This window comes from Microbacterium neimengense (assembly GCF_054782995.1).
Genome location: NZ_BAAGRK010000015.1, coordinates 676,105 through 698,304, shown reverse-complemented (window position 1 = coordinate 698,304; position 22,200 = coordinate 676,105). Strand labels below are relative to the sequence as shown.

Below are 22,200 nucleotides of genomic sequence, written 5' to 3'. Positions count from 1 at the left end.
GGCGCCGCCGCGGGCGCCGTACGCTGGGACGATGACTTCCGACGACATCGTGATCGTTGCTGCCGCACGCACGCCGCAGGGGAGGCTGAAGGGGCAGCTCTCGTCGATTCCGGCCCCTCAGCTCGGCGGGATCGCCATCCGCGGCGCCCTCGCGCAGGGCCGGATCCCCGCATCCGCCGTCGACGCTGTCCTCGTCGGTCAGGTGCTCCCGGCCGGTACGGGGCAGAACCCGGCCAGGCAGGCGGCGATCGCTGCAGGGCTCGGCTGGGACGTGCACGCCGCGGGCGTCAACAAGGTCTGCCTGTCCGGACTCACCGCCGTCATCGACGCCGCCCGGATGATCCGGGTGGGCGATGCATCCGTCGTCGTCGCGGCGGGTATGGAGTCGATGAGTCGTGCGCCGCACCTGCTGACCGGCTCGCGCGACGGGTACGCCTACGGCAGCGTCGAGGTGCTCGACCACATGGCCTACGACGGCCTCACCGACGCGTTCGACCGCGTGAGCATGGGCGAGTCGACCGAGCGCCGCAACGCCGACTACGAGGTCACGCGCGCCGAGCAGGATGCGGTCGCTGCGCGGTCGCACCGGCGTGCGGCCGCCGCAGTGGAGGCCGGCCTCTTCGACGCCGAGATCGTCCCCGTCGAGGTCCCGCAGCGCCGGGGTGAGCCCGTCGTCATCACGCGCGACGAGGGCATCCGCGCCGAGACGACCGAAGAGGTGCTCGCGAAGCTGCGCCCCGCCTTCGCCGAGGGCGGGACCATCACGGCCGGCAACTCGTCGCAGATCTCCGACGGCGCATCAGCGGTGGTGCTTACGACGCGCAGCCACGCCGATGCGCAGGGGTGGAAGGTGCTGGCCGCGCTCGGTGCGAGCGGTCAGGTCGCCGGCCCGGACAACTCGCTGCATGCGCAGCCCGCACGAGCCATCGCCCGGGCGCTCGAACGGCAGGGGCTCGCCGCATCCGATCTGGACCTCGTCGAGATCAACGAGGCCTTCGCCGCGGTCGTCGTCCGCTCTCAGCGCGAGCTCGGCGTCTCCGATGCGGTCGTGAACCCGCAGGGCGGCGGGATCGCACTCGGGCATCCGATCGGCGCCTCAGGCAACCGTCTCGTCGTCCACGCCGTGCACGAACTCGTGCGACGCGGATCCGGCACGGCGGCGGTCGCGCTCTGCGGCGGCGGCGGTCAGGGCGACGCGCTCATCCTCGTGCGCTGACGACTGCGCGGCCGGGGAGGTCAGCGGCGAAGACGCTTGCGCAGCAGCTTCGTCTCGTCACCCGAGACGGGGGAGTCTCCGGCGGCCACGTGCCCGCGCTTGGCTCGGAAGGTGTCGACGATCGCGCCGATCGCGAGGGCGAGCGTGATGCCCCAGCTGACCCACGCCAGCGCCGTCCGCCAGGTGAAGGGCTCCTCGTTGTTGCGCAGCCCTCGAAAGAGCGTCGCGCCCCCGAGCAGGGCGCTGAACAGACCGGAGCCGAAGAGGTAGGAGCGCATGAGGCCACGCTATCGCGGGAGGATACCCCCTCGCTCGGGGCTTGCGCGAACCCCTGGAGGCCCTGCACGCCGCTGTTAGCCTGAGTGGCATCCCGAGAGACCAGGAGTGCTCGCGTGCCGCAAGCAGAGTTCGTCGTCGTCGCCAATCGCCTTCCCGTCGACCGAGACGCCGACGGCGGATGGCGTCGCAGCCCCGGCGGGCTGGTCACAGCGCTCGAGCCCGTGATGCGCAAGAGCGACGGCGCCTGGGTCGGGTGGGCCGGAAAGCCCGACCTCGAGCTCGAGCCGTTCGACGCCGACGGCACCCACCTCGTGCCGATCACGCTCAGCGCCGAAGAGGTCGAGCTGTACTACGAAGGCTTCTCGAACGACACGATCTGGCCGCTGTACCACGACGTGATCGCCGCTCCCCGGTATCGCCGCGAGTGGTGGAACGCGTACGTCGCCGTGAACCGTCGCTTCGCGGAGGCCGCCGCGGAGGTCGCGGCCGAGGGTGGGACCGTATGGGTGCAGGACTACCAGCTCCAGCTCGTGCCGCAGTTCCTGCGCGAGCAGCGACCCGATCTCACGATCGGTTACTTCCATCACATTCCGTTCCCCGCATACGGCCTGTTCTCGCAGCTGCCGTGGCGTCGCCAGGTGCTCGAAGGACTCCTCGGCGCCGACGTGATCGGCTTCCAGCGGGTGGCGGATGCGGGCAACTTCGCTCGTGCGGTGCGCCGCCAGCTTCGCTACGAGACCAAGTCGACGGGCATCAGAGTTCCGCAGTCGGACGGCTCGGTGCGCATGGCCTTGGCCAAGGCGTTCCCGATCTCGATCGATGTCGCCTCCTACGTCGAGCTGGCCGAGCGTCCGGAGATCCAGGCGCGCGCGAAGGAGATCCGCGAGGAGTTGGGCAACCCGCGCCACATCCTGCTCGGGGTCGACCGACTCGACTACACGAAGGGCATCCGGCACCGGATGAAGGCCTTCGGGGAGCTGCTGCAGGACGAGCGGCTCTCGGTCGAGGATGTGACCCTCGTGCAGGTCGCGAGCCCCAGCCGTGAGCGCGTGGAGACCTATCAGCAGCTGCGCGACGAGATCGAGCTCATGGTGGGCCGCGTCAACGGCGACTACGACACGATGGGCCACACGGCCATCCGCTACCTCCACCAGGCGTTCCCCAAGGAGGAGATGGTCGCCCTCTACCTGGCGGCCGACGTGATGCTCGTCACCGCGCTCCGGGACGGGATGAACCTCGTCGCGAAAGAGTATGTGGCCAGCCGCATCGACAACCGCGGTGCACTCGTGTTGAGCGAGTTCGCGGGGGCGGCCGACGAACTCAAGAGCTCTCTCCTGGTCAATCCGCACGACATCGAAGGCCTGAAGGACACGATCGTCCGCGCGATCGAGATGACCCCCGGCGAGCAGGGGCGACGGATGCGGGCACTGCGCCGACGGGTGCGCGAGCACGACGTCGAAGACTGGTCGCGGGAGTTCCTCGCCGCCCTCGCGGGAATCCGGGGGAGCGGCGGCGCGGCATGAGTGATCTGCGCAGCCTCGCCCGCACCCCGCGTCTTCTCGTCGCTCTCGACTTCGACGGCACCCTCTCGCCGCTCGTGGACGAACCGATGTCGGCGCGCATGATCCCCGACGCGCGCCGCGCGTTGGATGCGCTGGCCGCCCTGCCCGACACCGACGTGGCTCTCGTCTCCGGCCGGTCGCTGGCCGATCTCCGCGTGATCAGCGAGCACACCGACGACTCGCTCTTCCATCTCGCCGGCTCCCACGGCGCCGAGACCTGGCATCCCGGTGCTCGAGCAGGGGACGAGGACGCCGACGATCCCGCGGATCGGGCGCTTCTGGGCGAGCTCCTGCCGGAAGCCGAGCGGATCGTCGCGCACGTCGACGGCGCGTGGGTGGAGCCGAAGGCCTTCGGCCTCGGCCTGCATACGCGACTCGCCCAGCCGGATGCGGCACAGGCGGCCCAGCGCGAGATCGACGCCCTGATGGCCGAGCGCGCCCCGCGCTGGCGGCGGCGCACCGGCCGCGACATCCTTGAGTTCGCGTTCCGACATGAGGGCAAGGACCAGGCGGTCGCGGCGTTGCGCGAGCGTCTCGGTGCGACGGCTGTGCTGTTCGCCGGCGACGACGTGACTGATGAGGATGCGCTGCGTGCGCTCGGCGATGACGACCTGGGCGTGCACGTCGGCGCCGGCGACAGCGCCGCATCCGTGTCGGTCGAAGACCCCGCGGCGCTGGCCGCGCTCCTGGACCGGCTGGCCGGGCTGCGCGCCGAGCGGTGACCGTTCCACGACCGTGACAGGCGCCGGGCCGCAATAGACTGCACGGGTGAGCCACCCCGACGAAGCGATCGACATCAAGCCGCGCAGCCGAGCTGTGACGGACGGCATTGAAGCCACCACCTCCCGAGGCATGCTGCGTGCCGTCGGCATGGGAGACGAGGACTGGGACAAGCCCCAGATCGGCATCGCCTCCAGCTGGAACGAGATCACTCCCTGCAACCTCAGCCTCGACCGGCTCGCGCAGGGTGCGAAGGAGGGCGTGCACGCCGGCGGCGGTTACCCGTTGCAGTTCGGCACGATCTCCGTCTCCGACGGCATCTCGATGGGCCACGAGGGCATGCACTTCTCACTGGTCAGCCGCGAGGTCATCGCCGACTCGGTCGAGACGGTCATGATGGCCGAGCGCCTGGACGGCAGCGTGCTGCTGGCGGGCTGCGACAAGTCCATCCCCGGCATGCTCATGGCCTCGGCTCGCCTCGATCTGTCGAGCGTCTTCCTCTACGCGGGTTCGATCGCTCCGGGCTGGGTCAAGCTCAGCGACGGCACCGAGAAGGACGTCACCATCATCGACTCGTTCGAGGCCGTCGGAGCGTGCCTCGCCGGCAAGATGAGCGAGGCAGACCTCAAGCGCATCGAGTGCGCGATCGCACCGGGCGAGGGAGCGTGCGGCGGCATGTACACCGCCAACACGATGGCCTCCGTCGCCGAGGCGCTCGGTCTCAGCCTCCCGGGCAGCGCCGCGCCGCCCTCCGCCGACCGCCGCCGCGACTACTTCGCGCACCGCTCGGGCGAGGCCGTCGTGAACCTGCTCAAGCTGGGCATCACGACGCGCGACATCCTCACCAAGGAGGCGTTCGAGAACGCGATCGCCCTCGCCATGGCGCTCGGCGGCTCGACCAACGTCGTGCTGCACCTACTCGCCATCGCGCGCGAGGCCGACGTCGAGCTCTCGCTCCACGACTTCAACCGCATCGGCGACAAGGTTCCGCACGTCGCCGACATGAAGCCGTTCGGTCAGTACGTCATGAACGACGTCGACCGCCACGGCGGCATCCCGGTCATCATGAAGGCGATGCTGGATGAGGGACTGCTGCACGGCGACGCGCTCACCGTCACCGGCAAGACGCTGGCCGAGAACCTGCGAGAGCTCGACCCGGACCCCATCGACGGCACGGTGATCCACACGTTCGACAACCCGATCCACGCCACCGGCGGCATCAGCATCCTGCACGGTTCGCTGGCTCCCGAAGGTGCCGTCGTGAAGACGGCCGGCTTCGATGCGGCGGTGTTCGAAGGACCCGCCCGCGTGTTCGAGCGCGAGCGCGCCGCGATGGACGCGCTGGAGGCGGGGGAGATCCACGCCGGCGACGTCGTCGTCATCCGGTACGAGGGCCCGAAGGGCGGCCCGGGCATGCGCGAGATGCTCGCGGTGACCGCCGCCATCAAGGGCGCCGGCCTCGGAAAAGATGTACTACTCTTGACGGACGGACGATTCTCGGGCGGCACAACCGGCCTGTGCATCGGCCACGTAGCACCGGAGGCGGTGGACGCAGGTCCTATCGCTTTCGTGCGCGATGGTGATCTGATACGGGTCGATATCGCGGCTCGCTCTCTCGACCTACTCGTCGATGAGGCCGAGCTGAGCTCCCGCCGTTCTGGCTGGGAGCCGCTTCCCCCGCGCTATACCCGTGGCGTCCTGGCCAAGTACTCGAAGCTCGTGCGTTCGGCCGCCGAAGGCGCCGTCACCGGGTGACTTCGCCTCCGACATCCCGTCATCCCCACCCGAGGTAGTTCCCATGTCCTCAGACATCTCTGCGGCCATTCCACGGCCGCCCGCCCGTGCGCAGTCCGCACCCGTGATCACGGGAGCGGAGGCCGTCGTCCGCTCGCTCGAGCTCGTCGGTGTCACCGACGTGTTCGGGCTGCCGGGCGGCGCCATCATGCCCGTCTACGACCCGCTCATGGACGATGAGGCCGTGCGTCACATCCTCGTGCGCCACGAGCAGGGTGCCGGCCACGCGGCCGAGGGATACGCCGCCGCATCCGGTCGCACCGGCGTCGCCATCGCGACGTCGGGCCCGGGCGCGACGAACCTCGTCACCGCGATCGCCGACGCCTACATGGACTCCGTGCCGCTCGTGTGCATCACCGGTCAGGTCTTCTCGACGCTGATGGGCACGGACGCCTTCCAGGAGGCCGACATCGTGGGCATCACGATGCCGATCACGAAGCACTCGTTCCTGGTGAAGACGGCCGAGGAGATCCCCGGTGCGATCGCCGCGGCGTTCGAGATCGCCGGCACGGGGCGTCCCGGCCCGGTGCTCGTGGACATCACGAAGGACGCCCAGCAGGCCACCGCGCCCTTCATCTGGCCGCCCAAGATCGAACTGCCCGGTTATCGTCCGGTGACGAAGGCCCACGGCAAGCAGATCCAGGCGGCGGCGCAGCTGCTGTCCGAGGCCCGCAAGCCCGTGCTGTACGTCGGCGGCGGTGTGATCCGCTCGCACTCCTCCAAGGAGCTGCGTGTGCTGGCCGAGGCGACGGGCGCACCGGTCGTGACGACGCTCATGGCGCGAGGCGCGTTCCCGGATTCGCACCCGCAGAACCTCGGCATGCCCGGTATGCACGGCACGGTCCCCGCGGTGCTGGCACTGCAGGAGGCCGACCTCATCGTGGCGCTCGGCGCCCGCTTCGACGATCGCGTCACGGGCAAGGCGTCGCTGTTCGCCCCGGGTGCGAAGGTCGTGCACGTCGACATCGATCCCGCGGAGATCTCGAAGATCCGCTTCGCCGATGTGCCGATCGTGGGCGATCTGAAGGAGGTGCTCGTCGACCTCGACGGCGCCTTCCGCCAGACCATCGGCGACCAGCAGCCCGACATCACCGAGTGGTGGAGCTATCTCGACGGCCTCCGCGACGAGTTCCCCCTGGGCTACGCACCCACGACCGACGGTCTGCTCTCGCCGCAGCAGGTCATCTCCCGTATCGGCGAGCTGAGCGGACCGGAGGCGATCTACGCCGCCGGTGTCGGCCAGCACCAGATGTGGGCCGCCCAGTTCATCAAGTACGAGCGACCCAACTCGTGGCTCAACTCCGGCGGCGCCGGAACCATGGGTTACGGCGTTCCCGCCGCGATGGGTGCGAAGGTCGCCGAGCCCGACCGCGTCGTCTGGGCGATCGACGGCGACGGCTGCTTCCAGATGACCAATCAGGAGCTCGCAACCTGCGTGATCAACGAGATCCCGATCAAGGTCGCGATCATCAACAACTCGTCGCTGGGCATGGTGCGCCAGTGGCAGACGCTGTTCTTCGACGGCCGCCACTCGAACACCGACCTCAACACGGGACACGGCACCGCCCGCATCCCGGACTTCGTGAAGCTCGCCGAAGCGTACGGCTGCCTGGCGATCCGCGTGGAGCGCGAGGACGAGATCGACGCCGCCATCACGCTCGCCCTCGAGACGAACGACCGCCCCGTCGTGATCGACTTCGTCGTGTCGGCAGATGCGATGGTGTGGCCGATGGTCCCGCAGGGAGTGAGCAACAGCTTCGTGCAGTACGCCCGCGACCACGCGCCCGAGTTCGACAAGGAGGACTGACATGACTTCACACGTGCTGAGCCTCCTCGTCGAGGACAAGCCGGGTCTGCTCACCCGCGTGGCGGGCCTCTTCGCGCGCCGCGGCTTCAACATCGAGTCGCTCGCCGTGGGCGTGACCGAGGTGCCAGGCCTCTCGCGCATCACGGTGGTCGTGGACGTCGACCAACTCCCGCTCGAGCAGGTGACCAAGCAGCTGAACAAGCTGATCAACGTCATCAAGATCGTCGAGCTGGATGCGGCCGCCTCCGTTCAGCGCCAGCATGTGCTGGTGAAGGTGCGCGCCGACAACGCGAGCCGCTCCAACGTGCTCGAGGTCGTGAACCTGTTCCGCGGTTCCGTCGTCGACTACGCGCCGGACGCGCTCGTGGTCGAGATCACCGGCGACAAGGGCAAGGTGGACGCGTTCCTGCGCGCTCTCGAGCCTTTCGGCGTCAAGGAGATGGCGCAGTCCGGGCTGCTCGCGATCGGTCGCGGCGGCAAGAGCATCACCGAGCGCGTCCTGCGCGGATAACCCCTTTTCGCAAGCCGTTCACCGGTCGTTGAGCGAGCGCAGCGAGTCGAAACGCAACGACCGACACACGAAGGAGAAAACACACACCATGGCTGAGATCTTCTACGACGCCGACGCCGACCTCTCGATCATCCAGAGCAAGAAGGTCGCGATCGTGGGCTACGGCTCGCAGGGTCACGCCCATGCGCAGAACCTGCGCGACTCCGGCGTCGAGGTCGTCATCGCGCTCAAGGACGGCTCCAAGTCCGCCACCAAGGCGCAGGAGGACGGCTTCGAGGTCAAGTCGGTCGCCGACGCCGCCGAGTGGGCGGATCTGATCATGATCCTCGCGCCCGACCAGCACCAGCGCTCCATCTACGCCGACAGCATCAAGGACAAGCTGACCGCGGGCAAGACCCTCGCCTTCGCGCACGGCTTCAACATCCGCTTCGGCTACATCGAGACGCCCGAGGGCGTCGACGTGATCCTCGTCGCCCCGAAGGCGCCGGGCCACACCGTGCGTCGCGAGTTCGTTGCGGGCCGCGGCATCCCGGACATCATCGCCGTCGAGCGCGACGAGACCGGCACCGCGTGGGCGACGGCGCTCTCGTACGCCAAGGCCATCGGCGGCACGCGCGCCGGTGTCATCAAGACGACCTTCACCGAGGAGACCGAGACCGACCTGTTCGGCGAGCAGGCCGTCCTCTGCGGTGGCATGAGCCACCTTGTGCAGTACGGCTTCGAGACGCTGACCGAGGCCGGCTACCAGCCCGAGATCGCCTACTTCGAGGTGCTCCACGAGCTGAAGCTCATCGTTGACCTGATGTGGGAGGGCGGCATCGCCAAGCAGCGCTGGTCGATCTCCGACACGGCCGAGTACGGCGACTACGTCTCGGGCCCGCGCGTCATCGACCCGTCGGTCAAGGAGCACATGCAGGCCGTTCTGGCCGACATCCAGTCCGGCGCGTTCGCCAAGCGCTTCATCGACGACCAGGATGCGGGGGCTCCCGAGTTCCTCGCGCTGCGCGAGAAGGAGCAGGGTCACCCGATTGAGGCGACCGGCAAGAAGCTTCGCTCGCTCTTCTCGTGGCAGCAGCAGGACTCGGACTACACCGAAGGCTCTGCCGCTCGTTGATCCGCGCCTGAGCGCCTGAACACCTCGCCGTGCACCACGCGGCGGCCCTGGCCCGGCCATCGCATCCCGAACACAGGATGCGGTGGCCGGGTCTTTTCCGTGGGACCTTCGGCCCTGGGTAGTGGTCTGACCAATTCATAATCTGGTCCCATGACGCGCGGCGAATGACCGCGCAGAGTGGGAGTGTTCCGATGTCTGTCGTCATCGATGCCCTCGTCGACCGGGCCCAAGAAGCTCTGGCCGCGTACGCATCCTTCACCCAGGAGCAGATCGACCAGATCGTCCGCAAGGCGTCGGTCGCTGCGCTCAGCCACCACGCCGACCTCGCGGTGCTCGCCGTCGAAGAGACGCGGCGCGGCACGTTCGAGGACAAGGCCGTGAAGAACATGTTCGCGTGCGAACACGTCACGAACTCGATCATCAACCAGCGCACGGTCGGTGTGATCTCCACCGACGAGCTCACCGGTATCACCGAGATCGCGGACCCGGTCGGCGTCGTGTGCGCCCTGACGCCGGTGACGAACCCGACGTCCACGACGATCTTCAAGTCGCTCATTGCACTCAAGACGCGCAACCCGATCGTGTTCGGGTTCCACCCGTCTGCTCAGCGCTCGTCCGTGGCCGCTGCGACGGTCGTGCGCGATGCTGCCATCGCCGCGGGCGCGCCCGCCGACTGCATCCAGTGGATCGAGGAGCCGTCGATGGAGGCCTCGGGTGAGCTCATGAACCACCCCGGCGTCGCGCTCATCCTCGCCACCGGCGGCAACGCCATGGTGCGCGCGGCGTACTCCTGCGGCAAGCCCGCCCTCGGCGTCGGCGCCGGCAACGTGCCCGCCTTCATCGAGCGCACCGCGAAGGTCGGTCGTGCGGTCAACGACATCGTGATCTCGAAGTCGTTCGACAACGGCATGGTCTGCGCCTCGGAGCAGGCCGTCATCCTCGACGCTCCGATCGCCAAGGAAGCCCTCGCCGAGTTCGCTCGCCTGCACGCCTACATGGCGACGCCGGACGAAAAGCGACTGCTGGAGGAGTTCATCTTCGGTGTGGCCGCCGACAGCGCCAACTGCGCCGACGCGAAGCTCAACGCCTCCGTCGTCGGACAGTCGCCCGCGTGGATCGCTCAGCAGGCCGGATTCGAGGTGCCCGCGGACACGTCGATCATCCTCGCCGAGGTCTCCGGTGTCGGACCGCACGAGCCCCTGACGCGCGAGAAGCTCGCGCCCGTGCTCGCCGTGCTCCACGCCCGCAACCCGCAGGAGGGCATCGACCTCGCAGAGCAGATGGTCGCCTTCGACGGCCTCGGCCACTCCGGCGCGATCCACAGCAACGACCCCGCGGTGATCGCCGACTTCGCCGATCGCGTGAAGGCCGTGCGCATCATCGAGAACGCCCCGTCGGCCCTCGGCGGCATCGGCGACATCTACAACGCGTTCATGCCGTCGCTGACCCTCGGCTGCGGCTCCTACGGTCACAACTCGGTCTCGAACAACGTCTCGGCGGTGAATCTGTTGAACATCAAGCGCGTCGGTCGGCGCAACAACAACCTCCAGTGGTTCAAGATCCCCGCGAAGACGTACTTCGAGCCGAATGCGCTGCGGTACCTGATCGACATGAAGAACGTCGACCGCGTCACCATCGTCACCGACGCCACGATGACCAAGATGGGCTTCGTCGACCGGGTCGTGGACATCCTGCACCGCCGCAGCAGGCCCGTGCACCTGCAGATCCTCGACGGCGTGCTGCCCGAACCGACCGTGGCGAGCGTGCAGGCCGGTGCCGCGCAGATGCGCGAGTTCCAGCCCGACACGATCATCGCACTCGGCGGCGGCTCGCCGATGGACGCGGCGAAGGTCATGTGGCTGCTCTACGAGAACCCGGACGTGCAGTTCTCCGACATGCGCGAGAAGTTCTTCGATATCCGCAAGCGGGCGTTCAAGTTCCCCGACCTCGGCGCCAAGGCCCAGCTCGTCTGCGTGCCGACCACGTCGGGAACCGGCAGCGAGATGACCCCCTTCGCGGTGATCACCGACGAGACCACGGGCATGAAGTACCCGCTCGCGGACTACGCGCTCACCCCGTCGGTCGCCATCATCGATCCGACGCTGACCGCGGCGCTGCCGGCCTTCCTCGTGGCGGATGCGGGCTTCGACGCCCTCACCCACGCGACCGAGGCGTACGTGTCGGTCTACGCGAACGACTACACGGACGGGCTCGCGCTCCACGCGATCAAGCTCATCTTCGAGAACATCGTGCGCTCCACGCAGGCACCCATGAACTCGAAGGACGCCGCCGATCTGCAGGCCCGCGAGAAGATGCACAACGCCGCATCCATCGCCGGCATGGCGTTCGGCAACGCGTTCCTCGGGATCGTGCACGCCATGGCGCACGTGACCGGTTCGAAGTTCCACCTCGTGCACGGCCGCACCAACGCGATCTACCTGCCGCACGCGATCCGCTACAACGGACGGGTGCCCAGCAAGGTCACGAGCTGGCCCAAGTACGAGCGCTACATCGCACCGGAGCGCTACCAGGAGATCGCCAAGCACCTGGGGCTGAAGGCGGACACCCCGGAGCAGGGCGTCGAGAGCTACGCCCGCGCGGTCGAGAAGCTGCGCGACGCGGTCGGCATCGAGCGCTCGTTCCAGGCGCAGGGCGTCGCCGAGGGCGACTTCATCGGACGCCTCGACGAGCTCGCCATGGCCGCCTACGGCGACCAGTGCGCTCCGGCCAACCCGCGTCTGCCGCTGCTCGCGGACATGCGCACCCTCATGGAGGCCGCCTACTACGGCACCTCGTTCGACGAAGTGCGCGCCGCTCGCGCGCACGCCGAAGCTGCGGCGGATGCGGCGACTGAGCCCGCCCGTCCGACGCAGGACGCCTGAATCCCCTTCTGGGCGTCCGGGCCCCGGGATCCTCGTGATCCCGGGGCCTTCGCCGTGCCACGAGGTAGGGTCGAGGCATGGTTTCGCGCGACGACGACGCTCTCAGCTGGGACGGTGACGACGACCCGACGCTCGCCCCGCAGGTAGCGCCTCGCAGGGCCGGATCGGCCCCGGAGGTGGAGCCTGACACGACCGGCGTGAAGCGTCTCGAGGTCGAGACGAAGGCGGCTCCCGCATCCGTCTCCGACGACGGCGACGCCGAGCCCGCGGCGATGAGCAACGTGGCGCTCGTGACGCTCGGCGTGTTCGGCGGGATCTATCTGCTACTCGCCGTCGGATGGTTCATCGGCGGATCGCGCCTGCAGTTCGTCGCGCAGCTGTTCATCAACCCCGCGGCGCACATCGCGGCCTGGATCCTGGCGATCGCCGCTCCTGCCGTCTGGTTCGCCACCGCGCTCGTGCTGACGCGCTCCCGGCCGATCTGGCTGCGGATCCTCGCGCTGGTCGTCGGTGCCGTGGTGCTGCTGCCCTGGCCGTTCCTCATGACGGGAGTGGGAGTATGAGCGCCACGACGGTTGCGCGACGGGTCGCGATGCCGGTGTGGCTCATCGTCACGATCGCCGGCTTCGCCGCCCTCTTCTTCGCGTTCGCACTCTGGACGGCGCTCGGATTCCTGCTGCAGCAGGCCGGCGGAGACGCGGGCCTGACCGGGTACGGCTGGTTCGTGCTGCTGCTGCCCGTGCTGTTCCCGATCCTCGTGTTCGCGGGCTGCTTCGCGCTCGGCTGGCGCCGCAAGGCGGGACCGTTCGCGCTCCTGCTCCTGCTCGGCCTGTGTCTGGTCGCCGTCTTCTGGCTCGACATCTTCGCCTACGCGTCGGTCACTTCGTCGCTCTACAACGCCTGAGATCCGAAGGCCCAACGTCCCGTCACACGGTCGGGGGCATCGGGGTCGGGGCAGTAGGCTGACAAGTGCGCGGCCGGCCCGCCCGCGACGCGCTTCCACCCGCCTCGCGCCGTCGTGCTCTGCACGCGGTCCCGCACGTGTCAAAGGACATCCGCTGTGACCAAGCCCGTCGTCCTCATCGCTGAAGAGCTCTCTCCCGCCACGATCGACGCCCTCGGGCCCGACTTCGACGTGCGCCACGTCGACGGAGCGGACCGCGCAGCGCTGCTCCCCGCACTCGCGGACGCGCATGCCGTGCTCGTGCGCTCGGCGACGCGCATGGATGCGGAAGCCATCGCCGCCGCGCCCGTGCTGAAGGTCATCGCCCGCGCCGGCGTCGGACTCGACAACGTCGACATCAAGGCCGCGACGACCGCCGGCGTGATGGTCGTCAACGCGCCGACCTCGAACATCATCTCCGCGGCGGAGCTGACGGTCGGCCACATCCTGAGCCTCGCGCGTCGCATCCCGGCCGCGCACGCGTCGCTCTCATCCGGCGCATGGAAGCGCAGCTCGTTCACCGGCACCGAGCTGTTCGAGAAGACGGTCGGCATCATCGGTCTCGGTCGCATCGGCGCGCTGATCGCCGCGCGCCTGCAGGCCTTCGACATGCGCGTCGTCGCCTACGACCCCTACGTCACGAGTGCGCGAGCCCAGCAGTTGGGTGTCGAACTGCTCACTCTCGACGAACTGCTCGAGCAGAGCGATTTCATCACCATCCACATGCCGAAGACGCCCGAGACCACCGGCATGATCAGCACCGAACAGTTGCGCCGCATGAAGCCGACCTCCTTCGTGGTGAACGTCGCCCGCGGCGGGCTGATCGACGAGGCGGCACTCGCCGATGCCCTGACCTCGGGTGAGATCGCCGGCGCGGGTCTCGACGTGTTCTCGAGCGAGCCGCCCGCCGCTGACAGCGACGCCGCCCGCCTGCTGTCGCTGCCGAACGTGGTCGTCACCCCGCACCTCGGGGCATCGACCGACGAGGCTCAGGAGAAGGCCGGCGTCTCGGTCGCGAAGTCCGTGCGCCTGGCGCTGTCGGGCGAGCTCGTCCCGGATGCGGTCAATGTCGCCGGCGGCGTCATCGACCCCTACGTGCGTCCCGGCATCGCGCTCGTCGAGAAGCTCGGCCAGATCTTCTCCGCCCTGGCTGTCTCGCCCGTCACGAGCATCGACGTCGAGGTGCACGGCGAGCTCAAGGACTACGACGTCAGCGTGCTGAAGCTCGCAGCCCTCAAGGGCGTGTTCACGAACATCGTCAGCGAATCAGTGTCGTACGTGAATGCTCCGCTGCTGGCCGAGCAGCGTGGGATCGAGGTGCGGCTGATCGTCGACGGCGTGAGCGAGGAGTACCGCAACGTCATCACGGTCGCGGGCGCTCTGTCCGACGGCTCACAGCTCTCGGTGTCGGGCACGCTCACCGGCACGAAGCAGATCGAGAAGCTCGTGGCCATCAACGGTCACGCCCTCGAGCTTCCGATCGAGCAGCACCACATCGTGATGCAGTACACCGACCGTCCCGGAATCGTGGCCGTCTACGGTCAGCGGTTCGGCGAGGCCGGCATCAACATCGCCGGGATGCAGATCGCCCGCCGTGCCGCCGGGGGACAGGCCCTCTCGGTGCTGACGGTCGACTCGCCGGTGCCCGACGAACTGCTCGCCGAAGTGGGATCGGCCATCCAGGCCGACCTGTTCCGTCAGATCGAGATCACCGAGTCCTGACCTGCGGCGCCGGGCGTTTCGTCTCGCTGCGCTCGCTCAACGACCGGTGTGTCGTTGCCGATCCCGGTCGTTGAGCGAGGCGCGCAGCGCCGGGTCGAAACGGCGCGGCGGGTCAGCCGCGCGCGGCGCGCGTGACGATCTCGACCAGGGCGTCCATCGCCGCGCCCGTCGGCGTGGGGCCGGCGACGCCGTCACCCTCGAGCGCGTTGTTGAAGTAGAGTCCGTCGCTCACGAGCATCACGAGGTCCAGGGCCGCCTCGCTCGCCACGTGCGACCGCAGCGCATCGGCCCAGCGGTCGCGGATCGTGCGCAGCGCCGCGCCCGCGGCAGCATGCCCGCCCTGGGCGAGCCGCGAGACGGCGACGAGCGCCCGATCCAGCGCGTCGTCGCTCATCGCTGACGTGCGCACGAAGTAGGCGACGGGGCCTTCCGCCGACGCCGACATCCGGTCCAGGTCCTCCTCCACGAGGACATGGAGACGTTCGAGCAGACCCACCTCCAAGGCGTCCTTCGAACCGAAGTGGTACAGCAGACCGCCCTTCGAGACGCCGGCAGCCCGGGCTGTCGCATCCATCGTCGCCGCACGTTCGCCCTCGGCGACGAGAAGCCTCTCGAAGGCGTCGAGCACCAGCTCGCGGGCGCGCGGGGGTCGACTCATGGTCTCGATGGTACTGACGACGAGCGCTCCATCTCTGTTACTATACCAGCCGGACGGTATAGAAACACATGAACACACTCACTCAAGACATCGCCATCGCCGACGCCGAGGGACGCCGCGTCGGATGGCGCGGTTGGGCGGCGCTCGTCGTCCTCATGCTCCCCGTGCTTCTGGTCGCGGTCGATAACACCGTGCTGAGCTTCGCGCTGCCGGAGATCGCCCTGCAGCTGCAGCCCACCAGCACGCAGCAGCTCTGGATCATCGACGTGTATCCGCTCGTGCTGGCGGGCTCTTTGGTGACGATGGGTACGCTCGGCGACCGCTTCGGACGCCGTCGGATGCTCCTCATCGGCGCCACGGGCTTTGCCGCCGTCTCCGCGCTCGGGGCGTTCGCCCCCAGCGCCGAACTGCTCATCGCCGCCCGCGCCGTCATGGGCGTGTTCGGTGCGATGCTCATGCCCTCGACGCTGTCGCTGCTTCGCAGCATCTTCACCGACCGCAACCAGCGCCGGCTCGCGATCGCCGTCTGGGCGGCCATGTTCTCGGCGGGTGCGGCGCTCGGTCCCGTCGTGGGCGGGTTCCTCCTCGAGCACTTCGCCTGGGGATCCGTGTTCCTGATGGCCGTGCCGGTGCTCATCCCGTTGCTGGTGCTCGCACCGATCCTCGTGCCGGAGAGTCGCGACCCGCACCCCGGTCGCGTGGACCCGGTGAGCATCGTGCTCTCCATGGCGACCATGGTGCCGATCGTCTATGCGATCAAGGAGGCCGCCGCACACGGCCCGAGCCCGCTCGTCGCCGCCCTGCTCGTGGCCGGCGTCGGGTTCGGTGTGCTGTTCGTGCGGCGCCAGCGTCGCTCCGAGACGCCGATGCTGGACGTCCGCCTCTTCGCTCGCGGCGCGTTCAGCGGTGCGCTGCTCGTGAACCTGCTGAGCGTGCTCGCGCTGGTCGGCTTCATCTACTTCGTCTCGCAGCACCTGCAGCTCATCGTCGGTCTCTCACCCATGACCGCGGGCCTGGCGCTCGTGCCCGGTCTGGTGCTCATGATCGTCGCGGGACTCGCGATCGTGCCCGTCGCCAAGCGCGTCTCGCCCCGTGTTGTCATCCCCGTGGCGCTGGTGTTCTCGTTCGCGGGATACGTGATGGTCGCGCTGTCCACGGATCCGGGCTCGGTGGCGCTCCTCGTGGTTGCCTTCATGGTGCTCGGCATCGGGATCGGCGCGGCCGAGACCGTCTCGAACGAACTCGTGCTCGCCAGCGCCCCGCCGGCGAAGGCGGGAGCCGCCAGCGCTGTCTCCGAGACGGCCTACGAGGTCGGTGCGGTGCTGGGCACCTCGCTGCTCGGGGGCCTGCTCACCGCGCTGTATCGCGCGAACCTCGTCGTGCCGCAGGGCGTCCCCGCGGACGTGGCGGATGCGGCGCGCGAGACGCTGGCGGGCGCGGTGAGCGCCGCGAACGGACTCGCCCCCGAGACCGGGGCCGCGCTCCGGGATGCGGCCGCGCACGCCTTCGATGCCGGTGTCGGCGTCACCTCGCTCATCGGCGCGGGCCTGGTCGTCGTGGCAGCGGTGATCGCCGCCACTACGCTGGGATCGTCCCGTAACTCGCCGCGGCGGTGATGCCCGCGGCATCCTGAGACAGGAGTGCCATGTCGCGCGTCGTGAAGCTCGCCGTCATCCCCGGTGACGGAATCGGTCCCGAAGTCGTCGCAGAGGCCGACAAGGTGCTCGACGCGGTGGTAGCCGGTACCGACGTGACGTTCGAGCGCACCTGGTTCTCGCTCGGTGCCGCGCGGTATCTCGAGACGGGTGACACGCTCACCGACGACGACCTGGCGGCCATCGCCTCGCACGACGCGATCCTGCTCGGCGCCGTCGGGGGAGTGCCCGGGGATCCGCGCCTGAAGAACGCGAACATCGAGCGCGGCCTGCTGCTCAAGCTGCGCTTCGAGCTCGATCACTACGTGAACCTGCGTCCGTCGAAGCTCTACCCCGGCGCGAGCGGACCGCTCGCCGACCCGGGCGACATCGACTTCGTCGTGGTGCGCGAAGGGACCGAGGGGCCGTACGTCGGCAACGGGGGCGCGATCCGCGTGGGCACTCCGCACGAGGTGGCCAACGAGACCTCGGTGAACACGGCGTTCGGCGTGGAGCGTGTCGTGCGTTTCGCGTTCGCCGAGGCGGAGCGTCGCCGCAAGAAGCTCACTCTCGTGCACAAGACGAACGTGCTCGTGCACGCCGGGGGCATCTGGAAGCGGATCGTCGACGAGGTGGCCACGGAGCACCCCGAGGTCGCCGTAGACTATCTGCACGTCGATGCGGCCACGATCTTCCTGGTCACGAACCCCAGCCGCTTCGACGTGATCGTCACCGACAACCTCTTCGGTGACATCCTGACCGACCTGGCAGGTGCCGTGACCGGTGGCATCGGCCTCGCCGCATCCGGGAACATCAATCCCGACGGCGACTTCCCGTCGATGTTCGAGCCCGTTCACGGTTCGGCTCCCGACATCGCGGGCCAGCAGAAGGCCGACCCCACGGCCGCGATCCTCTCGGTCGCTCTCCTGCTGAATCATCTGGGACTGCGCGATGACGCCGACCGCCTCACCCGCGCGGTCGAGGCCGACATCGCCGAGAGGTCCGATTCGGTCCGCACCACAGCACAGATCGGCGACGCGATCATCGCGCGGCTCCAGGCGTAACCTGGAGCCCGCAGCCGTCGCCCGTGACCGCGCCGCCAGGCGCAGATGAAGCGAGATCCTCATGACACTCCTCGACACCGATCCCGACCAGGGCCTCGCACCGCTCGAGTTCGCCGTCACCCGCAACCTCGCCGCCCGCGGCGCCGCGGAGCGCGAGCAGATCCTCGAGAACCCCGGCTTCGGCACCGCCTTCACCGACCACATGGTCGACATCTGCTGGTCGATGCGCGGCGGGTGGCACCGTCCGCGTGTGCAGCCCTACGGCCCGATCTCGCTGGATCCCGCAGCGGCCGTCCTGCACTACGGCCAGGAGATCTTCGAGGGCATCAAGGCCTACCGCCACGCCGACGGCTCGATCCACACCTTCCGTCCCGACCAGAACGGCCGGCGACTGCAGCGTTCGGCGCGCCGGCTCGCGCTGCCGGAGCTGCCGGTGTCGTACTTCGTGCAGTCGCTCCGCGAGCTGATCAAGGTGGATGCGGCCTGGGTGCCCTCGGGCGCAGACCAGAGCCTGTACCTGCGGCCGTTCATGTTCGCCAAGGAGGCGTTCCTGGGCGTACGCCCGGCGCAGAAGGTCGCCTACTACCTCATCGCGAGCCCCGCGGGCGCCTATTTCAAGGGCGGCGTGCAGCCGGTCTCGATCTGGCTGAGCGAGGACTACTCGCGCGCCGGCAAGGGCGGCACGGGCGCGGCGAAGACCGGCGGCAACTACGCTGCCAGCCTGCTGCCGCAGTCCGAGGCGTACGAGAACGAGTGCGACCAGGTCGTGTTCCTCGATCAGGACGGCAACGTCGAAGAGCTCGGCGGCATGAACATCGTGTTCGTCAAGAAGGACGGCACGCTCGTGACCCCGCAGTCCGACTCGATCCTCGAGGGCATCACGCGCGACTCGATCCTGCAGCTCGCGATCGACCGCGGACACAAGGTCGAGGGTCGCGCCGTGTCGCTCGCCGAGTGGCGCGACGGCGTCGCCTCGGGCGACATCGTCGAGGTGTTCGCGTGCGGCACGGCCGCGGTGGTGACGCCGATCGGGCAGCTCAAGGGCAAGAACTTCTTCGACGAGCAGCCGACCGGCTCGCTCGCGCTGTCGCTGCGCGAAGAGCTGACCGACATCCAGTACGGCCGCCGCGAAGACACGCATAACTGGCTCGTCCGACTCGACGCCTGATCCCGCAGCGAGGCGTCCTGGATAGGCTGAACGGGTGAAGATCGCTCGTTTCAGCCACCAGGACGCCATCGCTTACGGAATCGTCGACGACGACGAGCTCGTGCAGCTCGCCGGGGACCCGATGTTCGCCGGCTTCGAGCCCACGGGCAAGCGCATCCCGATCGCGGATGTGGCGCTGTTGGCGCCGGTGATCCCGCGATCGAAAGTCGTGGCGATCGGACGCAACTACCGCGCGCACGCGGAGGAGCTCGGCAACGACGTTCCCGCCGAGCCTCTGATGTTCCTCAAGCCCAACACCGCGGTCATCGGCCCGGGCGACGTCATCGTGCGCCCCACGCAATCCGAGCGGGTCGACTTCGAGGGCGAGCTCGTCGTGGTGATCGGTCGCATCGCGAAGAACGTGCCAGTGGAGAAGGCGCTCGATGTCGTGTTCGGGTACACGGTCGGCAACGATGTGACCGCGCGCGACCTTCAGCGCAGCGACGGCCAGTGGTCGCGCGCCAAGGGCTTCGACACCTTCTGCCCGCTCGGACCCGTCATCGAGACAGAGTTCGATCCCGCATCCGCCGCGCGCGTCGTGACGCGCGTCAACGGCGACGAGCGTCAGTCCGCTCCGCTCACCGACCTGATGTTCCCGATCGCCGAGCTCATCGCGTACGCGTCGTCGGTGTTCACGCTGCTTCCGGGCGACGTCATCATGACGGGAACCCCCGCCGGTGTCGGCCCGCTCGTGGCCGGCGACGAGGTCGAGGTCGAGGTCGAGGGGATCGGCGTTCTGCGCAACACCGTGCGCGATGCCTGAAGCTGTTGATCTGCTGCCGGATGCGGCCGAGCTGACCCGCATCCGCCGCCGCACGCTGTGGCTGCTCTCGTCCGGACAGATCCTCGGCGGCATCGCCTTCGGTGCAACGATCTCGCTCGGCGCGATCCTCGCCACCGAGCTGTCCGGTGACGAGGCGTTCTCGGGCTGGGCGACAGCAGCCGTGACGCTCGGCGCCGCCGCGTTCGCCATCCCGCTCGCGGCCCTCGCACGTCGAAGCGGGCGCCGTCCCGCGCTCGCGGCCGGGCTCTCGGTGGCCCTCGTCGGCGTCCTCCTCGTCATCGGTGCGGTGGCCGCCGCATCCTTCCCGCTGCTGCTGGCGGGTGTCGTGCTGATCGGTGCCGGGCAGGCGGCGAACCTGCAATCGCGGTTCGCTGCGGCCGACCTCGCCACCGACGCGTCGCGCGGCCGCGACATCTCGGTTGTCGTCTGGGCGACGACAGTCGGTGCCGTCCTCGGCCCCAACCTGGTGGGCCCAGGGCAGGCGCTTGGCGACCTCGTCGGCATGCCTCCGCTGACCGGCCCCTATCTGTTCACGATCGTCGCCCAGGTGCTGGCCGTCATCCTGTACGTCGCTGCTCTGCGCCCCGACCCGCTCGTGCTCGCGCAGCGCCTCGTCGCGCGGGATGCGGCCGGCGCGGGCCCTCGGATCGCACGCGCCGACCGGCCCGTGGCGGCGCGGTACGCGATCCTCGCGATCGCCGCCTCTCACGGCACGATGGTCGCCGTCATGGCGATGACGCCCGTGCATCTCGTCCACCACGGCGCGAGCCTCACGATCGTGGGACTCACCATCAGCCTGCACATCGCGGGGATGTATGCCCTGTCGCCGGTGTTCGGAATCCTCGCCGACCGGATCGGCCGGGTGCCGACCGTGCTCGTCGGGCAGGGGCTGCTCGCTGCATCCCTTCTGGTGTCGGGGCTGGGGCAGAGCTCGAACACCGCGGTGACCATCGGCCTCGTGCTGCTGGGGCTCGGGTGGAGCGCCTCGACCGTGGCGGGCGCGGCATTGCTCGTAGAGACCAGCAGTGAGGCGATGCGCACCCGCCGGCAGGGTCGCAGCGACCTCGCGATGAACCTCGTGGGGGCGGCCGGTGCGATCCTCGCGGGAGTCATCCTCGGCTGGATCGGATTCGGGGGGCTGGCGCTCGTGACGCTCGCGCTGGTCGTGCTCGTGGTGGTGGCGTCTCCGCTCGCGCGATCCAGACGCGACGCGGCCTAGCGGAGGGCCCGCAGCGCGCGGTCGACGTCGTCCTCGTCGTTGAAGACGTGGAAGGCGAGGCGCGCGCGTCCGGCGCGGCCGGATGCGGTGATGCCGGCGGCCTGCAGGCGTACGAGGTCGGCGGCATCCGGGTCGGTCCACGTCACGATCGCGCTCGGTGTGGTGGGGGCGGGCAGGCCCATCTCGATGAGGAAGCGCGTCGCCAGAGCGGTCGCGTGCCGGTGGACGGCGGCCATGTCGGCGTCGGCGAAAAGGGCGAGCGAGGGCTCGGCGCCGACGAAGGCCTGCCAGGCGGGGGAGACGTCGAAGCGGCGGGCATTCGAGGCGAGTCTTGCGGCGTCGCCGTAGCAGGACTGCCACGGATCGGCTCCCGCGTACCAGCCGGCGTGGAGCGGTGTGAGGGTGGCGGCGAACTCCTCGGTGAGGGCGAGGAAGGCGACGCCGCGCGGCGCGCACAGCCACTTGTACGCGTGCACGACGAACGCGTCGAAGGCGGATGCGTCGACGGGAAGCCAGCCGACGGCTTGCGTCCCGTCGCACAGCGTGCGGGCGCCCACCGCGCGGGCGGCGGCGGTGATGGCGGAATGGTCGGCAACCTCACCGGAGGCCGATTGCACGACCGAGAAGGCCACAAGAGCGGTGTCGGGCCGCACCGCGTCGGCGAGCTCCGCGAGCGGGGCGCAGCGCACCGGGAGGCCGCCGCGGTGCACGAACGGGAGGACGAGGGAGGAGAAATCGCCATCCGGCACGAGCACCTCGCTGCCTTCCGGCAGGGATGCCGCGATGAGGCTCACCAGAACCGAGGTCTGGGACCCGATCGCGACGCGCTCGGGCGCGACCTGCAGCAGTCGTGCGGCGTGCCGGCGCGTCTGCTCGACGACGACGGAGTAGGCCGCCGCATCCGCTCCGTGCGTCACCGAACGCATGATGTCGGCGATCAGGGCATCGCGACTCGCGCGCGGCGGTAGCCCGCCGGTGCAGGCGGCGAGGTAGTCCCGACCGCCGTCGAAGGCCGCGCGGACGGCGGTGAGTTCCAGCGGTGCGGTCATGTCTCCAGCATCGGGATGCGCGAGGTCGCGGTCTA

The 22,200-nt window shown here is 69.2% G+C and carries 19 protein-coding genes; 16 read left to right on the top strand and 3 right to left on the bottom strand.

The genetic code is table 11. The annotated features are described in order from the left end of the window. Window positions 1–31: 31 nt before the first annotated feature. A complete protein-coding gene (locus ACYVJS_RS13950; RefSeq protein ID WP_460740481.1) occupies window positions 32–1,216 on the top strand; it encodes an acetyl-CoA C-acetyltransferase in 1,185 nt (394 codons plus the stop codon). Between the two features lie 20 nt (window positions 1,217–1,236). Here ACYVJS_RS13950 and ACYVJS_RS13945 read toward each other — a convergent pair whose 3' ends face one another. Beyond that, the gene (locus ACYVJS_RS13945; protein WP_137417275.1) at window positions 1,237–1,494 is read right to left on the bottom strand and encodes a cytochrome c-type biogenesis protein; all 258 of its coding nucleotides are present in this window, start codon (window positions 1,492–1,494) and stop codon (window positions 1,237–1,239) included. Between the two features lie 114 nt (window positions 1,495–1,608). On the opposite strand from ACYVJS_RS13945, the gene ACYVJS_RS13940 reads away from it, so the two are divergent. The 10 genes from ACYVJS_RS13940 (at window position 1,609) to serA (ending at window position 14,550) form a co-directional block, all read left to right on the top strand. Beyond that, window positions 1,609–3,018: an alpha,alpha-trehalose-phosphate synthase (UDP-forming) gene (locus ACYVJS_RS13940; RefSeq protein WP_460740480.1), complete on the top strand. Its 1,410-nt coding sequence runs from the start codon at window positions 1,609–1,611 to the stop codon at window positions 3,016–3,018. Next, a complete protein-coding gene (gene otsB / locus ACYVJS_RS13935; RefSeq protein ID WP_460740479.1) occupies window positions 3,015–3,779 on the top strand; it encodes a trehalose-phosphatase in 765 nt (254 codons plus the stop codon). Before ACYVJS_RS13940 ends, otsB begins: the two co-directional genes overlap by 4 nt. A gap of 46 nt (window positions 3,780–3,825) precedes the next feature. Further along, entirely contained in the window at window positions 3,826–5,532 is a 1,707-nt protein-coding gene (ilvD, locus tag ACYVJS_RS13930; RefSeq protein WP_460740478.1) for a dihydroxy-acid dehydratase, read from the top strand. Window positions 5,533–5,575: 43 nt separating this feature from the next. Continuing rightward, window positions 5,576–7,378, top strand: coding sequence for an acetolactate synthase large subunit (locus tag ACYVJS_RS13925; protein ID WP_460740477.1), 1,803 nt, complete (start codon window positions 5,576–5,578; stop codon window positions 7,376–7,378). 1 nt (window position 7,379) lies between these two features. Next, complete coding sequence (gene ilvN / locus ACYVJS_RS13920; protein WP_274285555.1) at window positions 7,380–7,889, top strand: acetolactate synthase small subunit; 510 nt, start codon at window positions 7,380–7,382, stop codon at window positions 7,887–7,889. A gap of 88 nt (window positions 7,890–7,977) precedes the next feature. After that, on the top strand, window positions 7,978–9,003 hold the full coding sequence (gene ilvC / locus ACYVJS_RS13915) for a ketol-acid reductoisomerase (RefSeq protein WP_460740476.1): 1,026 nt from the start codon (window positions 7,978–7,980) through the stop codon (window positions 9,001–9,003). A 191-nt stretch (window positions 9,004–9,194) separates the two neighbouring features. Beyond that, window positions 9,195–11,885, top strand: coding sequence for a bifunctional acetaldehyde-CoA/alcohol dehydrogenase (gene adhE, locus ACYVJS_RS13910; RefSeq protein WP_460740475.1), 2,691 nt, complete (start codon window positions 9,195–9,197; stop codon window positions 11,883–11,885). Window positions 11,886–11,962: 77 nt separating this feature from the next. Next, window positions 11,963–12,448 carry a hypothetical protein gene (locus tag ACYVJS_RS13905; protein WP_460740474.1) on the top strand — a complete coding sequence of 162 codons (486 nt, stop codon included), beginning with the start codon at window positions 11,963–11,965 and terminating at the stop codon, window positions 12,446–12,448. Then, window positions 12,445–12,789, top strand: a complete 345-nt coding sequence (locus tag ACYVJS_RS13900; protein WP_460740473.1) for a bacitracin resistance protein — start codon at window positions 12,445–12,447, stop codon at window positions 12,787–12,789. Before ACYVJS_RS13905 ends, ACYVJS_RS13900 begins: the two co-directional genes overlap by 4 nt. A 156-nt stretch (window positions 12,790–12,945) precedes the next feature. Continuing rightward, window positions 12,946–14,550 (top strand): phosphoglycerate dehydrogenase, encoded by a 1,605-nt coding sequence (gene serA / locus ACYVJS_RS13895; protein ID WP_460740472.1) that lies wholly within the window; start codon window positions 12,946–12,948, stop codon window positions 14,548–14,550. Window positions 14,551–14,662: 112 nt separating this feature from the next. Here serA and ACYVJS_RS13890 read toward each other — a convergent pair whose 3' ends face one another. Next, window positions 14,663–15,208, bottom strand: coding sequence for a TetR/AcrR family transcriptional regulator (locus ACYVJS_RS13890; protein ID WP_460740471.1), 546 nt, complete (start codon window positions 15,206–15,208; stop codon window positions 14,663–14,665). A gap of 68 nt (window positions 15,209–15,276) precedes the next feature. On the opposite strand from ACYVJS_RS13890, the gene ACYVJS_RS13885 reads away from it, so the two are divergent. From ACYVJS_RS13885 to ACYVJS_RS13865, 5 genes are all read left to right on the top strand, one after another. After that, window positions 15,277–16,824: an MFS transporter gene (locus ACYVJS_RS13885; protein ID WP_460740470.1), complete on the top strand. Its 1,548-nt coding sequence runs from the start codon at window positions 15,277–15,279 to the stop codon at window positions 16,822–16,824. A gap of 29 nt (window positions 16,825–16,853) precedes the next feature. Further along, the gene (locus tag ACYVJS_RS13880; RefSeq protein WP_460740469.1) at window positions 16,854–17,906 is read left to right on the top strand and encodes a 3-isopropylmalate dehydrogenase; all 1,053 of its coding nucleotides are present in this window, start codon (window positions 16,854–16,856) and stop codon (window positions 17,904–17,906) included. 61 nt (window positions 17,907–17,967) lie between these two features. Further along, window positions 17,968–19,074 (top strand): branched-chain amino acid aminotransferase, encoded by a 1,107-nt coding sequence (locus ACYVJS_RS13875; RefSeq protein WP_234075240.1) that lies wholly within the window; start codon window positions 17,968–17,970, stop codon window positions 19,072–19,074. Window positions 19,075–19,108: 34 nt separating this feature from the next. Then, window positions 19,109–19,876, top strand: a complete 768-nt coding sequence (locus tag ACYVJS_RS13870) for a fumarylacetoacetate hydrolase family protein (RefSeq protein ID WP_274285546.1) — start codon at window positions 19,109–19,111, stop codon at window positions 19,874–19,876. Beyond that, window positions 19,869–21,116: an MFS transporter gene (locus ACYVJS_RS13865; RefSeq protein WP_460740468.1), complete on the top strand. Its 1,248-nt coding sequence runs from the start codon at window positions 19,869–19,871 to the stop codon at window positions 21,114–21,116. The genes ACYVJS_RS13870 and ACYVJS_RS13865 overlap by 8 nt, the downstream gene beginning before the upstream one ends. Here ACYVJS_RS13865 and ACYVJS_RS13860 read toward each other — a convergent pair. Then, window positions 21,113–22,165, bottom strand: coding sequence for an aminotransferase class V-fold PLP-dependent enzyme (locus ACYVJS_RS13860; RefSeq protein ID WP_460740467.1), 1,053 nt, complete (start codon window positions 22,163–22,165; stop codon window positions 21,113–21,115). The genes ACYVJS_RS13865 and ACYVJS_RS13860 overlap by 4 nt on opposite strands. Window positions 22,166–22,200 lie beyond the last annotated feature (35 nt).